This window comes from Bradyrhizobium canariense, from assembly GCF_900105125.1.
GTDB lineage: Bacteria > Pseudomonadota > Alphaproteobacteria > Rhizobiales > Xanthobacteraceae > Bradyrhizobium > Bradyrhizobium canariense_A.
Map to the genome: position 1 here is coordinate 4,583,018 of NZ_LT629750.1, position 14,566 is coordinate 4,597,583.

13 protein-coding genes are annotated in these 14,566 nt (G+C 61.5%); 3 read left to right on the plus strand and 10 right to left on the minus strand.

Translation table 11 applies throughout. From position 1 onward, the window contains the following. Nucleotides 1-39: 39 nt before the first annotated feature. The gene (locus BLV09_RS21830) at nucleotides 40-1,950 is read right to left on the minus strand and encodes a propionyl-CoA synthetase (RefSeq protein WP_146688860.1); all 1,911 of its coding nucleotides are present in this window, start codon (nucleotides 1,948-1,950) and stop codon (nucleotides 40-42) included. 90 nt (nucleotides 1,951-2,040) lie between these two features. Next, a complete protein-coding gene (locus BLV09_RS21835; RefSeq protein ID WP_146691230.1) occupies nucleotides 2,041-2,811 on the minus strand; it encodes a tetratricopeptide repeat protein in 771 nt (256 codons plus the stop codon). A 150-nt stretch (nucleotides 2,812-2,961) separates the two neighbouring features. Between BLV09_RS21835 and BLV09_RS21840 the strand changes: the two genes are divergently transcribed. Next, nucleotides 2,962-4,506, plus strand: a complete 1,545-nt coding sequence (locus BLV09_RS21840; protein WP_167558847.1) for a cation:proton antiporter — start codon at nucleotides 2,962-2,964, stop codon at nucleotides 4,504-4,506. A gap of 2 nt (nucleotides 4,507-4,508) precedes the next feature. Here BLV09_RS21840 and BLV09_RS21845 read toward each other — a convergent pair whose 3' ends face one another. The 4 genes from BLV09_RS21845 to BLV09_RS21860 form a co-directional block, all read right to left on the minus strand. After that, entirely contained in the window at nucleotides 4,509-5,312 is an 804-nt protein-coding gene (locus BLV09_RS21845) for an SDR family NAD(P)-dependent oxidoreductase (RefSeq protein ID WP_146688862.1), read from the minus strand. 24 nt (nucleotides 5,313-5,336) lie between these two features. Further along, nucleotides 5,337-5,711, minus strand: a complete 375-nt coding sequence (locus BLV09_RS21850) for a DUF1850 domain-containing protein (RefSeq protein ID WP_433994436.1) — start codon at nucleotides 5,709-5,711, stop codon at nucleotides 5,337-5,339. Further along, the gene (locus BLV09_RS21855) at nucleotides 5,708-7,816 is read right to left on the minus strand and encodes a TRAP transporter permease (RefSeq protein ID WP_146688863.1); all 2,109 of its coding nucleotides are present in this window, start codon (nucleotides 7,814-7,816) and stop codon (nucleotides 5,708-5,710) included. Before BLV09_RS21855 ends, BLV09_RS21850 begins: the two co-directional genes overlap by 4 nt. 152 nt (nucleotides 7,817-7,968) lie before the next feature. Then, complete coding sequence (locus BLV09_RS21860) at nucleotides 7,969-8,916, minus strand: TAXI family TRAP transporter solute-binding subunit (protein WP_146688864.1); 948 nt, start codon at nucleotides 8,914-8,916, stop codon at nucleotides 7,969-7,971. 309 nt (nucleotides 8,917-9,225) lie between these two features. On the opposite strand from BLV09_RS21860, the gene BLV09_RS21865 reads away from it, so the two are divergent. Next, entirely contained in the window at nucleotides 9,226-10,398 is a 1,173-nt protein-coding gene (locus tag BLV09_RS21865; RefSeq protein ID WP_174556559.1) for a beta-propeller fold lactonase family protein, read from the plus strand. Nucleotides 10,399-10,475: 77 nt separating this feature from the next. Here BLV09_RS21865 and BLV09_RS21870 read toward each other — a convergent pair whose 3' ends face one another. After that, a complete protein-coding gene (locus tag BLV09_RS21870; RefSeq protein WP_146688865.1) occupies nucleotides 10,476-10,955 on the minus strand; it encodes a hypothetical protein in 480 nt (159 codons plus the stop codon). A 211-nt stretch (nucleotides 10,956-11,166) separates the two neighbouring features. Between BLV09_RS21870 and BLV09_RS21875 the strand changes: the two genes are divergently transcribed. Further along, on the plus strand, nucleotides 11,167-11,472 hold the full coding sequence (locus BLV09_RS21875; protein WP_146688866.1) for a hypothetical protein: 306 nt from the start codon (nucleotides 11,167-11,169) through the stop codon (nucleotides 11,470-11,472). A gap of 47 nt (nucleotides 11,473-11,519) precedes the next feature. Here BLV09_RS21875 and BLV09_RS21880 read toward each other — a convergent pair whose 3' ends face one another. The 3 genes from BLV09_RS21880 to BLV09_RS21890 form a co-directional block, all read right to left on the minus strand. Next, nucleotides 11,520-12,716: a hypothetical protein gene (locus tag BLV09_RS21880; protein ID WP_146688867.1), complete on the minus strand. Its 1,197-nt coding sequence runs from the start codon at nucleotides 12,714-12,716 to the stop codon at nucleotides 11,520-11,522. Between the two features lie 68 nt (nucleotides 12,717-12,784). After that, nucleotides 12,785-13,765: a Bug family tripartite tricarboxylate transporter substrate binding protein gene (locus BLV09_RS21885; protein ID WP_146688868.1), complete on the minus strand. Its 981-nt coding sequence runs from the start codon at nucleotides 13,763-13,765 to the stop codon at nucleotides 12,785-12,787. A gap of 110 nt (nucleotides 13,766-13,875) precedes the next feature. Beyond that, a complete protein-coding gene (locus BLV09_RS21890) occupies nucleotides 13,876-14,508 on the minus strand; it encodes an NUDIX hydrolase (protein WP_146688869.1) in 633 nt (210 codons plus the stop codon). Nucleotides 14,509-14,566: the final 58 nt, after the last annotated feature.

Here is a 14,566-nt window from a genome sequence, read left to right on the forward strand (position 1 = left end):
GCATGACAACCGAAATCAGCTCCCGCAGGCTTGTTATTTCTATGCCCTTTCCTTCAGCGCGTCGCCAATTTCGTCGAGCACCTTCGGATCCTCGATGGTCGCGGGCATTGTCCATGGATCGCCATCGGCGATCTTCTTGATAGTGCCGCGCAGGATTTTCCCCGAGCGCGTCTTGGGCAACCGGCCCACGGTAATCGCGAGCTTGAATGCCGCCACGGGACCGAGTTTTTCGCGCACCAGCGCCACCACATCCTTTTCCACTTCGGCGGAATTGCGCGTGACGCCGGCCTTGAGCACCAGGAAGCCGCAGGGCACTTCGCCCTTGATCGCGTCCTTGATGCCGAGCACCGCGCATTCGGCGACGTCGGGATGGCTGGCGAGAATCTCCTCCATGCCGCCGGTGGACAGCCGGTGGCCTGCGACGTTGATGATGTCGTCGGTGCGGCCCATCACATAGACATAGCCGTCCTCGTCCTTGTAGCCGGCGTCGGAGGTTTTGTAATAACCGGGGAATTCGTTGAAATAAGCTTCCCTGCACCGCGCGTCCTGCTCCCAGAGAGTCGGCAGGCAGGCCGGCGGCAATGGCAACTTGATCACGATCGAACCCATGCTGCCTGCGGGCAGCGGCTTTGCCGCTTCATCGACCACGTCGACCTGATAGCCCGGCATCGGCACGGTCGGCGAGCCGTGTTTCACCGGCAGCATGCCCAGTCCAATCGGATTGCCGGCAATGCACCAGCCGGTTTCGGTCTGCCACCAGTGATCGATCACCGGCACCTTCAACTGCTGCTCGGCCCACTCCACTGTGGGCGGATCGGCGCGCTCGCCGGCCAGAAACAGCGTGCGGAATTTCGAAAGATCATATTGCCGGATGCACCTCCCCTCAGGATCTTCCTTCTTGATCGCGCGGAAGGCGGTCGGCGCAGTGAAGAAGGCCACCGCCTTGTGCTCCGATATGACCCGCCAGAACGCACCCGCGTCGGGCGTGCCGATCGGCTTGCCTTCATACATGATCGAGGTCGCGCCATGAAACAGCGGAGCGTAAATGATGTAGCTGTGGCCGACCACCCAGCCGATGTCGGAGCCGCACCACCAGACTTCGCCCGGCTTGACGCCATAGAGGTTGAACATCGACCATTTCAGCGCGACCAGATGCCCGCCATTGTCGCGCACCACGCCTTTGGGCTTTCCCGTGGTGCCCGATGTGTAGAGGATATAGAGCGGATCCGTCGCCAGAACCGGTACGCAGTCGGCGGACTTTTTCGCGGCAACGGCTTTGCTGCGCAGCTCGGCCCAATCGTGATCGCGGCCCGCTGTGAGTTCGCATGATTGCCGCGGCCGCTGCAGGATGACGCAAGCCTCCGGCTTGACGCTGGAAAGCCTGATCGCCTCGTCGAGCAGCGGCTCGTACTGCACGATGCGGCCGGGCTCGAGGCCGCAGCTCGCCGAGAAGATCAGCTTCGGCTTGGCATCCTCGATCCGCGTCGCCAGTTCCTTGGCTGCGAAGCCGCCGAACACGACGCTATGCACCGCACCGATCCGCGCGCAGGCGAGCATCGCGACCACGGCCTCCGGCACCATCGGCATATAGAGGATGACGCGGTCGCCCTTGACCACGCCGAAATCCTGCATGATGGCGGCGAGCGTTTTCACCTCATGCAGCAATTGCGCGTAGGTGAATTTGGTGACGCTGCCGGAGAGTGGCGAATCGTGGATCAATGCCACCTGTTCGGCGCGTCCACCCGCAACATGGCGGTCGAGCGCGTTGTAGCAGGTATTGACCACCGCGCCGGTGAACCAGCGGCCGTAAAGTCCCATTCCGGGATCGAAAATCTTCTTCGCCGGCTCGATCCAGTCGATATCCAGCGCAGCCTCGCCCCAAAAACCCTGGGGATCCCGAAGCGAACGAGCATGGACCTCGTGGTAGCGGCTCTTCTCCTGGATGTTCATGGCGTCTCTCCCGTCACGCTCGTTACGTGCCATTGTCACGGGAAGCGGCGGCGTTTCAAGCCGAAAACGCTACGTCCTTCGGCCACCGAGTTAGTTCCGCCCGATCGCCAGCAGATGATCCAGCCGCGCGCGCATGACCTTCTGCAGATCATAGTCCGACTGGCCGAATGCGGCATTGCGGCGGGCGAGGAAATCGTCCTGTTCGCGCTGCATCGCCCGCCCGGTGCGCGGATTGTCGCGGGTGGCGTCGCTGACGACCCGGGTATTCACCGCGTTGATCTCGCGATCGAGATTGGCCAGCTCGGGATTGGCGCAAATCGCTCTCTCCACCGCGCGTCTGGCGCCCGCGCAATTGAAGCTCGGCTTGTTATTGACCGCCAAAAGCGCGCCGAGACGCTCGAGCTCCTGCGCCAGCGATTTATAATTGCTCCTGGCGGCGGGATGATCGGGGTTCAACTTGATCGCCGCGCCGAAATCCCGCAACGCCCTGGGCCGATCGCCCTTTTTGCGCCAGAGTTCTCCGCGCGCGTTGTAAATATCAGCCTGCGTCGGGTCGAGCCGCAGCACGGTGCCATAGTCGTCGATGGCGCGATCGATCATGTCCTTGCGTTCGTAAACACGGGCCCGCGCGATCAGCGCCTTGACACGATCGGCCTTCGCGGTCTTTTCACCGTCAATCAACGCGCCGCATACGGCGATGATCTTGTCGTCATCATTTGCCGTCACGGCCGCGACGCAAGGCGCGGGATCGGCTTGCGGATCAGTGGTCGGCTCGGCGCCAGTTGCAACGGCGCCATGCATGAGGGTCGCCCACAGCGTTGCGGCGAAAGCCGCCTTCAGTCCCACCCGCCACCGCAACATCGCCCGCCCCAGCAAAATCTCTTCAGTTTTCAGCACCGCTAGATGGCGATCCTAGACCGGATCGTGGCAAAGTGGAATCGAGCGATGATGACGACCGATTTTTGATGCTAAATGCACGATCGATTGCGGTTGACGGCGGGGATTCGAGGCTTGATCACGTTCGAATGGATCATTGGCTTGTTGCTCGGCGCCGTGGTGCTGTCGGCATTGGCGCGGCGGATCAAGGTGCCCTACCCGACCTTTCTCGCGATCGGCGGCGCATTGTTGGCCTTTGTACCATCGAGCCCATCATGGACGCTGGAGCCGGGCCTGGCGCTGGCGCTGTTCGTCGCACCGGTCTTGCTGGATGCGGCCTACGACACCTCGCTGCGTGACCTTCGCTATAATTGGCTGCCGGTCTCAACACTGGTTTTCGTCGCGGTCGGCGTGACCACGGCGGCAGTCGCGTTGCTGGCCCACTGGCTGCAGCCCGAAATGCCATGGGCTGCCGCAATCGCGCTTGGCGCCATCGTGGCGCCACCGGACGCCGCGGCGGCCACCGCCATCCTGCGCCAACTCAACCTGCCCTACCGGACCCTCAAAATCCTCGAGGGCGAAAGCCTGCTCAACGATGCCAGCGCGTTGTTGATCTATCGGGTCGCGGTCGGCGCCGCCGCAGTCCAGCATTCCAGATGGAGCGAGTTTGCGCCTTCGATCGTGCTGGCACTGGCCGGCAGTCTGGTGGCCGGCCATCTCTTTGCCAGAATCTGGATGCTGCTGACAGAGCGGGTCAGCGAGGCGCCCAGCGCGATCATCCTGCAGTTCGCCGGCACCTTCATGGTGTGGATCGTCGCCGAGCGCATCGGCCTCTCCGGCATTCTCACCATCGTCGCCTATGCCATCACCATCGCCCGCACCGCACCGGCACGCACACCGGCGCGGCTGCGCGTGCCGGCCTACGCGGTGTGGGACACCGTGGTTTTTATCCTGAACGTGCTGGCGTTCATGTTGATCGGCATGCAATTGCGCCCGATCTGGACGCGGCTCGACGACGTGGTGCGGTCGGAGTATTGCGCCGTGGCCGGCTGTATCCTGGCTGCCGTCATCCTTGCCCGTGTCGCCTGGGTGATGCTTTACGGCACGGTGATGCGGCTATTGCTCGCGCAAGGACTCATTCACCCCAGAAACTCAACGGCTGTACCTACGCTGAAAGGCGGCATCGTCATTGGCTGGTGCGGAATGCGCGGCATTGTCACGCTGGCAGCCGCGTTCGCGCTGCCCGAAGGCTTTCCGTATCGCGATCTCATCCTGTTGACCGCGTTCGCCGTGGTGCTGGGATCGCTGGTCATCCAGGGCCTGACCTTGCGCCCGCTGATCGTGGCGTTGCGGCTGAAGGAAGATAACTCCGTGGCCATCGAAGTCGCCCGTGCCCGCGGCGTCGCCTTTCGCGCCGCGCTCGATGAGATCGACGGTGACCCATCCGAAGAAGCCGAAATCCTGAGGCTGGAATATCGCGCTATGCTGCTGCGCGCCGAGAGCGATCCCACTGGCGGCGTTTCCAGCAGCGAGCTTCCGGCCGACCCGCTGCGCCGGCGCGCCATCAGCGCGGCGCGACGATCGATCCTCAGGCTGCGCCGATCCGAAGCGATCGGCGACGACGCCTTTCATCAGATCGAGGAAGAACTCGACCGTGCGGAATTGAGCGCGCAGGGATAGAGCTAACTCACCTTGCAGGTAATGCCGCCATCGACCACCAGTTCGATCCCGGTGATGTATTTCGATTCGTCGGACGCGAGAAACAACGCCGCGTTGGCGACGTCCCAGGCTTCTCCCATGTGTCCCATCGGCACCTGCGCATCGCGCGCGCGCCACATCGCCTCGACATCGCCCTTGGCATAGCTTGCCGCAAGCCCCGCCGAGTGCTCAACCATCGGCGTTTTCATCAGGCCCGGCAGGATGGCGTTGACCCGGATATGTTGCGGCGCGTATTCCACCGCCGTCGTGCGCGTCATCTGGTTCATCGCCGCCTTGGTCGTGGCATAGGTGACATAGGAAATACCGAGATGGCGGATCGAGGCGATCGACGAGATATTGATGATGGAGCCGCCACCCTGTCGCGCCATCACCGGAATGACGTGCTTCATCGAGAGAAAAGCGCTCTTGAGATTAACGGCGAAGACGCGGTCCCACTCTTCTTCCGTGACTTTGACCACGCAGCCCATCTCGGCGATGCCGACATTGTTGTCGAGCACATCGATCCGGCCATAGGTCTTCAGGCATGCAGCAACCATGGCTTCGACGTCAGCGGCGCGGGACACGTCGGCGGTAAACGCAGCGGCCTTTCCTCCTTCAGCCGTGATGATCCCAACTGTTTCTTCCGCGGCCGCGCCGTTGCGATCGACACAAAACACCTTTGCGCCTTCGCGCGCAAAGGTCGCGGCGGTCGCCTTGCCATTGCCCCAGCCCGGTCCGATCGAACCGGCGCCGACCACCATTGCGACTTTTCCCTTGAGCCGATCCATCGACTTCTCCCGCTGCCTTGATTGTTATGGTTCGCAAGCACTCATGATCGTGACATGAGCCCCCACCGGATGCCCTAAAATATCCGACAGCGTCCGGCAATTTCCATCATGACATAGTCGCCATTCGCCCGCGGCGCCGGAATTGCCCAGCACCACCTGCGGCATTGGCGCGCGTTTCGGTTGCCATTGAAACCAGCCATCGACAAGCCGTGCCTCGGGCGGCGGCTCCATGCCGGCGCCGGAGCCCTTGACGCGGGCCTGTACCAGTTCGAGCCCTTCCGGTGTGACGCGCCAGTCTTCCTGCCAATCGGTCTTTTCGACCGAATGGGTCCATACCAGCGTAAAGGCCGCGACGGACAGCGCTTTCACGACGCCAGCCGAGGCGAGGCAAAGGCTCAAGCCGCCGCCACCGCGGTGCGCGGCCGCTGCCGCCACTGCCAGAGCACGATGGCCACTGTCAGCAGGAAACCTGCGGTATCGCTGAAGAGGAAATCTCCCAGCAGGCACAGCGCTGCGGCAAAGGCCGTGGCCCGTTCCAGCAGCGTCAGCCGCGTAAACAGGAAACCGATCGCGACCATGCCGAACAGGGCGATGGCGACCAGCGCCTTGAAGGTCGCGAATGCCACCGCGCCGTAGAAGCCGAGCTGGGCCGCCATCGGGTCGCCGGGCTGCAGCATCAGCGAGGGCGAATACACAAACACGAAGGGAATGACGTAGCCGGCGAGCGCAATGCGCATCGCCTCCCAGCCGATCTTGTTCGGATTTTCTTTGGCGATCGGCGCAGCCGCCAGCGCCGCCAGCGCAACCGGCGGAGAGAGGTCGGCCATGATGCCGTAATAAAACGCAAACATGTGGCTGACGATCAGCGCGACGCCGAGCTTGGCGAGCGCCGGCGCTGCCAGCGCCGCGGTGATGATATAGGTCGGGATGGTCGGAATGCCGGTGCCGAGCAGAATCGACAGCAGCATGGTCATGACCAGCGCCATGAACAGGCTCTTCGCACCCAACCCGATAATCCAGCCGCCGAAGATGGTGCCGACACCGGTCTGCGTCATCATGCCGATGATGCTGCCGACGATCGCGCAGGCCATGCCGACGGTGAGCGCCGACTTGGCGCTGTCGGCCAGTGAATCGCGGCAGGCCGCAAGCGTAGCCCGGCCGCCGCGCGTGATCGCCGAGATCAGCACTAGCGCGCCGACGACGCTTACGACAGGGATAATCTCGAGGCCATTATGCGATACGGCTGCGACCACCAGCGCCAACCCAATCCAGAACACATATCGCAACGCGTTACTGGAAAAGCCGAGTGTGATGCTGGCGCCGAGGATCAACGCCACCGTCAGCGCCAGCCCAACGCTGCCGGCATAAAGCGGCGTAAAGCCCTCGAACAGCATGTAGACCAGCGCTGCCAGCGGCAACGCCAGATACCAGCGCGCCACCAGCGCCTTCCAGGCGCTCGGGATCTCGGCGCGCTTCATGCCGACGAGACCGTGCTTGCCGGCCTCAAGGTGCACCATCCAGAACGCGGAGGCGAAATAGAGGATTGCGGGGATCACCGCCGCCTTGACGATGACGGAATAGTCGACGCCCAGGGTCTCGGCCATGATGAAGGCGACCGCCCCCATCACCGGCGGCATGATCTGTCCGCCCATCGAAGCGGTGGCCTCGACGCCGGCGGCGAAGGCACGGCGGTAGCCGAACTTGATCATCAGCGGAATGGTGAATTGGCCGACGGTGACGACATTGGCGACGCCCGAGCCCGAGATCGTTCCCATCATGCCCGAGGCGAATACCGCAACCTTGGCCGGGCCGCCGCGGGTGCTGCCGAAAAGGCCAAGCGATACATCCGTGAATAGCTGGATCATCCCGGCGCGCTCGAGAAACGAGCCGAACAGGATGAACAGGAAAATATAGGTCGCCGAGACGTAAATCGGCACGCCATAAAATCCTTCGGTGCCATAGGACAAATGCGTGATGATCTGATCGAAGCCATAGCCGCGATGGTTGAACGGCGCCGGCAGATACTGGCCAAAGAACCAGTAGAGAATGCACGAACCGCACATCAGCGGCAGCGCGAGACCCATCAACCGCCGTGTGCCCTCAAAAATCAGAATTCCGAGTAGGGTTCCGACCGCAAGATCGAGCTGTGTCGGATCGCCGTCGCGCGCGATCAGGTCGGCATAAAAAATCCACTGATACAACCCGCACAGAAATCCTATGCTACCGATCAGCCAGCCCGCAGCGCGACCGGCGTTGCTTTTGGCGGTGAAGTTGCCGATCAGGCCAAAGGTCATCAGGATCAGAAAGCCGACGTGAACGCCGCGCACAACCTGGCTCGGCAGGAAATTCCACGCCGCGACGACGAGCTGAAAAGTCGCGAACGCGATGCCTATGGCGTAGGCCAGATGTCCCCAGCCACCGGGGCCGAAGCCTTCCGGAAACCCATGCTCGAAATTATCGAATTTGACCTTGCCGGGCTCATCGGCGCCCCCAGCCTGCAACATCTTTGTCGTCCCCCCGCGACCGATGCCATATCACTGCACGCCTGCTAAAGATACGTCATGCGCGGGCTCGATCGGCGCATCCATCAAAAATGAATTTACTTAAAAGATAAATGTCCGGGTCGAGTTCGGCCATGACATCTGAAACGGTCACCTTATTTGATCAAACCTTTTTCCTTGTAATAGCGGATCGCACCGGGATGCAGCGGTATTGGGCTGCCAATCGCTGCGTTCTCAAGCTTGATCTCCTTGCCGGCCGCATGCGCATTCGCCAGCTCCGGCAACGACTCGAAAATCAGCTTGGTCATCTGGTACGCGAGATCGTCGGAAACGGCCGTGCTCGTCACCAGATAGTTGACCACCGCCGCGGTCGGCACATCCTTTTCCTGGCCGGTGTAGGTGTTGGCGGGGATTATCACCGATACGAACGGCGGACCGATCTTGTCGACCACGTCCTTGGGAACCGACACGACGGTAATATCCGTCGATGTGCTTAGATCCTTGAGCGAGGCAACACCGAGACCGGCCGACTGCAACGTCGCGTCCAGTTGCCGGTTCTTCATCAGGTCGACGGATTCGGCGAACGGCAGATATTCGACCTTGCCGATATCCTTGTAGCTCAGTCCCGCAGCCGCAAGGATGGCGCGCGAGTTGAGCTCGGTGCCGGATTTCGGCGCCCCCACCGAAAGGCTTTTGCCCCTGAGATCGGCCAGCGTCTTGATGCCGCTGTCGGCGGTCGCGACGATCTGGATATAGTTCGGATAAATCGCGCCGATGGTGCGAAGCTTAGTTAGCTTGCTCTTGAATCCGGCTTCCTCGTCGCCTTCCCAAGCGGCCTTCAGCGAGTCGCCGAGCGCAAATGCGACCTCGCCGCGGCCCTGCTGCAGCAGAATCAGATTCTCCACCGACGCCTTGGTGGCCTGGACCTGAGTCTTCACATTCGGAAGTTTATCGCTGAAGATTTTTCCGATGGCGACGCCGAGCGGGTAATACACGCCGGATGTGCCGCCGGTCAGCACGTTGACAAATTGCTGGGCCCGCGCCGCCGGCGCCGATAAAACCGCCGCCATCGCCGCAGCGGCAGCCATCAACTTGAAATTCATTTGAATTATTCCCCCACAATCAGTGCGGGAAATAGGACGGACGAAGGCCGGGGGTCAACCCATCCGACCGGTCAAAGATGAAGCTGCGACAATTAAGTTGGATGCGAACGACACCGTCGCAGGCGGCAGCTTGCGGAAAACATCTGGCCTACACCGCGCCAAATTTCTTTCGACGATCTGGCGATCCGGCCGGGGCCTGTTGCATCCTCCCTGCCGTCGCTCCGCACTAGCCGCCTCGCGCCCGAACGCGTACGGTAGGATCGCGAAACCGGTCCATCAGAGGCCGGTCATATCTGGGAGAACGCTACAATGCCTGCCAATCGTGCGGTTCGATTATCTGTGGGAGCAGCCATCCTGCTCGCCAGTTCCAGCCTCAATCTCGCTTATGCCAAGCCGTTCATGATCGTCGGTCTCGACGAAAAGACGTTATGGGACGCCGATGGAAAGGCCATTCTCGCCCCGGATGGCAAGGATCAGGTGCTGATCGTCGATCTCGCCAATCCCGAAAGTCCCAAGATTGCCGCTTCGCTGCCTCTGAAGAATTCAGTGGTCGGACCACCCGTCAATGTCGACATCGACCCGACCGGTTCGATCGCCCTGGTGGCGGATTCGGTCGACGTGACCAAGGATGGCGACACATTGAAACAGGTGCCGGATAACAAGATTTACGTCATCGACCTGAAAGCCAACCCGCCCAAACTGGCGGCAACCATCACCGGTGGCAAACAGCCATCCGGGTTGAACATCAGTCCGTCCGGCAAGATGGCGCTGGTGGCCAATCGCGGCGACAATTCGATCAGCGTGCTCTCGATCAACGGCACCGACGTCAAGGTCACCGATACCATCGCGATGCCGGACAGCGTGGCGCATGTGATGTTCACGCCGGATGGCAAGCGGGCACTGGCGGTGAGGTTCCCCGCCAACAAGGTATCGATGCTCGATATCGCCGGCGACAAGGTGACCTATAACAAGATCGACCTGCCGACCGGCCAATGGCCGTACAATGTCGTGGTGACACCCAACGGCAAGATTGCGCTGACGTCGGACAATGGCGGCGCCGGCTCGTCCGACGGCAACGTCGACACCTCAAGCGTAATCGATTTGGAGGCCAATCCGCCGCGCATCATCGATCGGGTGGTGGTCGGGGACGGCCCCGAGGGGCTGGCGGTGTCACCGAAGGGCGATCTCGCAGTCTCCGTCATCCTTCGCGGCTCCAACATGAAGAATGCGTTTTTCTACAAGAAGAACGGCAGCGTCTCGGTGTTGAAGATCGACGGCAAGAAGGTAACCAAGATCGGGGATATCGAGGTCGGCGGCCTGCCCGAAGCCGCGCAGTTCACGCCCGACGGCAAATACATTCTGGTCGGCAACTATCTGGACCAGGATTTCTCGATCCTGAAAGTCAACGGCACCAAGGTCACGGACACCGGCAAGCGCTTCAAGGTGCCGGGGCATCCCGCTTCGGCACGCATGAGCCGCTAGAGCTTGATCCCGACCTGAAGACCTACGGCTAGATGGCGTGTTTCAGGCCGGCGCGAGGACCACAGATATCGCGCCGGTCACTGAAACGTCATGTCGACGCATTTTGAAATGTCGGAGCCAAGGCCGGAACTGATGGTGATGCAGCCGCGAGCCTTCTGTGCGGTGTTGTCGCTCGCCCATATGGCGTAGCCGCCGGGACCAAAAAACGAATTGGTGTTGGGTGCTTCGGTTTCGGTCGCGTCGAACGAGTAATGCGAGTCGCTCTCGAAGATGCGGGGCTTTTTGGTGCAGCCGCCATCGGTCTGCACGTTGATCACTTCCTTGTTGTCCCGCGTCAGCGCCAGACTGACCTGACATCTGAAATATTCCGACGTCTTGGTGTTGAAAATGTAAGCATAGGATTTGCAGGTTGCGGTGTTGAGCTTTCCTGCGCTCAAGCCGCGGCTGCATGCAATGCGCTGATTGTGGCTGAGTTCGAAATCATCAGCCTGGGCCAGGGGGACCAGCGTCACAAATGACAGCGCCGCACCGAGACAAATTTTTATGACGAGGTTCATCCGAATCATCCCTATGACCTGTTTTTGCAAATACGGTTTGTAGACTGAAACAGGAAGATAGTCGCGAAGTCGGAAGCGGAAAATCACAAAGTCGCGGGGAAAAACGTGATACGGCGAACCGCATCATGATATTGACGGGCGAATGACGTTCGTGATTTGTTCAAGATGGGGCCACCTTTCAATTTTCGAACCGGTGCCGGGAGACTGCAGGATGACGAGATCATTGACGAAAACCCTTTTGATAGCCGCCGCGCTCACCGCGCTGACAACGGCTGCGTTTGCTCAAACCGCGGCGCCAACCCCCTGGGTGCTCAGCCCGGATATGGGCTACGGCTACGACAAGGAGGGCAAAACGTTTTCGTACAAGATGGGCACCAACAATGCCGGCTTACTGCTGAAGGGAGCCAAGAAGGTGCCGAAGGGCACCTTGTTCTTCATCGGACAGAACGGACAGCTCTATATGCGGACCGGACCGTACCTTGAAGGCGACGGCAAATTCCTGTTCGGAGCGAACTAAGAAGCAGCGCCGCCAACTTTACCCTCCCGTCCGGCGGAGGGTGAGTCCTAAAACGCCGCCGCGAGGTCCCTGGCGCCCTGCAAATTGCTGTTGCTGTCCATCCTGCTGTCAGTGACCGCCAGCAGCTTCGCCACCGTGTTGTGACGGATCGCCACAGGATTGCGTTCGTAGCCGTTGCGCTGGAAAAAGTTCGAAGTCGGGACCTGCTCGCGCAGGGCCTGCGGCATTGTCACCATGTCGAGGCCGGTGCCGTCGCCGGTCAGATTCATCATCTCCAGTTCGGCAGCGGTGAGCGGGCGGGTATAGCCCTTGGCGCGCGCAAAGATCACGGACGTCAGAAGCTTGTGGGTTTGCAGCATCGGACCGACGTCGATGTCCAGCACCATGGCATGGATCGCCCAGCCCTGCGGCGTATTCGCGAGCTTCTCATGCGCCGACCAATCGTCCGGTACCGAACGCGCCAGTGCCACCATCCGCTTCAGCACGGCGACCTTGTAGTCCATCGCCTTGCGCGCCGGGCCGGATAATTGTGCGGCCCTTGCCGTGACGGCCCTGATGAACTCAGGACCCTGCTCGGCCATGACCTCGACACTGTTGGTGGTGAGGAGCTGGTTGTAGCCGATCGCGGTGGAGATCGCGCGCGTGCCGCCATGCTCGATCCCCGATTGAACGTCGTAATTGCCGGTGCCGCCGGTCTCGAACGAATAGACCCGCACCGCCTGCTCGCGCGTCAGCCCGGACGCCGTCGCGTAGCGGGCATAAGCTCGCTTGAATTCGATCTCGTTGGCTGGTCGTTGCGGCGCAAACTGGAATTGCTCGGCGGCAGCCTTCATGAGATCGGCGACGACGGGGATATATTTGCGCTCGCGCGGCGGCCGCTCCGGCTCCGCTTCCGGCGACGGATTTATCGGCCGTTTCGGCCCGGCGTAAACCGGCGGCTGCGTCAGCACATAATCGTCGAGTTCAATCGGTTGATGCTCGCGCCGCTTGGCGTTACGGCCCCGCCGCTTTTCGGTGATCGCCCCCCAATAGGCATCTGCCGCTTGTTCGAATGCGGCGCGCGCCTCCTGATATTCCCTGAGCTTGCGGCGATATTCCGCGATCGCCTGGGGCGAGGCCACCTGCGCCATCGCCCCGGTGACCGCAGCAGGGAGCGGCGTGGCATGCACACCCGCCTGCGCCGCGATCAGCAGCAACGCGGCCGAAAGGCAGCCATAGCAACAGCGAATCGCATGAGGGCGCATGACATGCTTGTAGCAAGCACACCGCGCAAGTCAGCCCCGAAACAGTACGGAAATCGCGCCGCGTTCTCTCATTCCTGTTCGACGCCGCTGGCCTTGACGAGTTCCGACCACTTCTTTTCATCCTTGTCGATGAAATCGGCGTATTCTTCCGGCGTTCCCGGCGTGATCTCGGTGCCGTCAGCCGCCAATTGCTTCTTCACCTCGTCGGAGGCGAGCGCGGCCTGCAATTCCTTGTTCAGCCGCTCGACAATGGGGCGCGGCGTGCCGGCCGGCGCCACCAGACCATAATAGAGCGACGCTTCGAATCCGGTCAGCCCTGTCTCGGCAATCGTCGGCACATCCGGCATCAGACCATTGCGGGTCTTGCCCGTCACCGCCAGCGCGCGCAGCAGCCCGGCCGCGACATTGGCGTGAACGGCAGGGATTGGCGCCAAAGCCATCGGGATATGCCCGCCCAAAAGATCGGTCAGCGCCGGACCGGTGCCCTTATAGGGAATGTGCACCAGGGTAATGCCGGCCGAACGGGCGAAATATTCGCCGGTGATATGGTTGACCGATCCCACGCCGGCAGAGCCGAAATTGACCTTGCCCGGGTTGGCCTTGGCATAGGCGATCAACTCGGCGACCGACTTCGCAGGGAATGAGGGATGCACCACCAGCGCACTGGGTGCGTTGCCGATCATGCCGATCGGCGCGAAATCCTTGCGAGGGTCGTAGCCGACATCCTTGTAAAGCGACGGTCCGATCGCAAGCGTACCGGTGTAGCCCAACAGGATCGTGTAGCCATCGGGATCGCTCTTGGCCACGAACTTGGTGCCGACGGTGCCGCCTGCGCCCGGACGGTTGTCGACGACGACGCCTTGACCCAGCAACTGCGCCATCTTGTCGGCGATCACACGTCCGACAATCGAGGTGCTGCCGCCGGGCGCAAACGGAATCACCAGCGTAATCGGCCGGTTCGGATAGGTCTGGGCGGCGGCGCGGTCGGAAGCGCCCGACATGGCGAAAGCGATCGCGGCGGCGCAAGCCCATATCTTCCAGATGCGCATTTCGAAGAACTCCCCGAGGATTATTGTAAGGATTATTGTTTTGTCCGATCGCATCGTCGTCGAAAGGTGCGGGGTCCGCAACCCAGCTTCCGGACAACGGGGGGATGCAGCTACTTCCAGGCGAAGACCGGCTGCTCCAGCTCCGCAACGCGGGTATCGCGACCAGCCAGCACTTCGCGGAATTGGTAGATCAGCGCCGCCGTTGGCGCATGGATGAATTGGCCGGCATGACGAAACCGGATCACGCGGCGCGTGCTTTCCGGAATGAGCGTAAAGTCGAAGGCGTCGACCTGTTCGATATCCTCCAGCGTGATCCGATGCACCGAGGCAACCTCTTCAGGATTGGGTAAAATGACCGCGCCTTTGCCGGCCCACAGCACGACGGGCGTGATGAGATAACCCGAGCGGGTCGGATAATCGTCGAGCACGCCGAGGACATGCTCAGGCTCCAGCGCAAGGCCGAGTTCTTCATGAAGCTCGCGCAGCGCGGCAGTGACCGGCGTCTCGCCCTTGTCGCAGCGTCCGCCTGGCAAGGCCCATTGCGCGCGGTGCGTTCGTAAACCGGCGGCGCGCCGGGTCAGCACGAACGCCGTTCCATCAGCAACATCGCCCGCTTCGACGAGAACGATAGCGACGGCAGCCCGCTTCAGCGTCGGCGCAGGTTCGCTCGCAGGCAGGCGCGCGAATTCAGCGCAAAGTTCTGCAATATTCCGCCGGGTGGTATCATCAAATGGCCGGATCATCCCGCTTGACTACACCACGCCGGCGATTGATGAAATGACTGGAAATCCTCAATATCTC

Excerpts from the sequence above, each read along its gene's own strand:
- BLV09_RS21835 (WP_146691230.1), bottom strand. The coding sequence starts at position 2,811 with ATGTTGCGGTGGCGGGTGGGACTGAAGGCGGCTTTCGCCGCAACGCTG.
- BLV09_RS21865 (WP_174556559.1), top strand. The coding sequence starts at position 9,226 with ATGCCTGCCAATCGTGCGGTTCGATTATCTGTGGGAGCAGCCATCCTG.
- BLV09_RS21830 (WP_146688860.1), bottom strand. The coding sequence starts at position 1,950 with ATGAACATCCAGGAGAAGAGCCGCTACCACGAGGTCCATGCTCGTTCG.
- BLV09_RS21855 (WP_146688863.1), bottom strand. The coding sequence starts at position 7,816 with ATGTTGCAGGCTGGGGGCGCCGATGAGCCCGGCAAGGTCAAATTCGAT.
- BLV09_RS21845 (WP_146688862.1), bottom strand. The coding sequence starts at position 5,312 with ATGGATCGGCTCAAGGGAAAAGTCGCAATGGTGGTCGGCGCCGGTTCG.
- BLV09_RS21890 (WP_146688869.1), bottom strand. The coding sequence starts at position 14,508 with ATGATCCGGCCATTTGATGATACCACCCGGCGGAATATTGCAGAACTT.
- BLV09_RS21880 (WP_146688867.1), bottom strand. The coding sequence starts at position 12,716 with ATGCGCCCTCATGCGATTCGCTGTTGCTATGGCTGCCTTTCGGCCGCG.
- BLV09_RS21860 (WP_146688864.1), bottom strand. The coding sequence starts at position 8,916 with ATGAATTTCAAGTTGATGGCTGCCGCTGCGGCGATGGCGGCGGTTTTA.
- BLV09_RS21870 (WP_146688865.1), bottom strand. The coding sequence starts at position 10,955 with ATGAACCTCGTCATAAAAATTTGTCTCGGTGCGGCGCTGTCATTTGTG.
- BLV09_RS21875 (WP_146688866.1), top strand. The coding sequence starts at position 11,167 with ATGACGAGATCATTGACGAAAACCCTTTTGATAGCCGCCGCGCTCACC.
- BLV09_RS21885 (WP_146688868.1), bottom strand. The coding sequence starts at position 13,765 with ATGCGCATCTGGAAGATATGGGCTTGCGCCGCCGCGATCGCTTTCGCC.